1 protein-coding gene is annotated in these 272 nt (G+C 56.2%); it reads right to left on the reverse strand.

Features of this window, described 5'->3' with window-relative positions; all coding sequences use genetic code 11:
* Window positions 1-49: 49 nt before the first annotated feature.
* Window positions 50-272 (reverse strand): 30S ribosomal protein S10 (gene rpsJ, locus NDO48_RS29185; RefSeq protein WP_267322911.1); only part of this gene is annotated, 223 nt, incomplete at its 5' end.

Raw genomic sequence — 272 nt, forward strand, 5'->3', positions numbered from 1 at the left:
CGCTATGGCCGCCCATTTCAGAGCGTTACACGACTAAAACCGCCAGGTTTTAGCCGAGGCTGATCTGCACTTCCACGCCTGCCGCAAGGTCGAGCTTCATCAGCGCGTCAACGGTTTTATCCGTCGGCTGGACGATGTCCAGAACACGCTTATGAGTGCGGATTTCGTACTGATCACGCGCGTCCTTGTTGACGTGCGGAGAAATCAGAACGGTGTACCGCTCCTTACGAGTAGGCAGAGGAATCGGACCACGCACCTGAGCACCAGTACGT

Source organism: Aminobacter sp. MET-1 (assembly GCF_026521175.1).
Classification (GTDB): domain Bacteria; phylum Pseudomonadota; class Alphaproteobacteria; order Rhizobiales; family Rhizobiaceae; genus Aminobacter.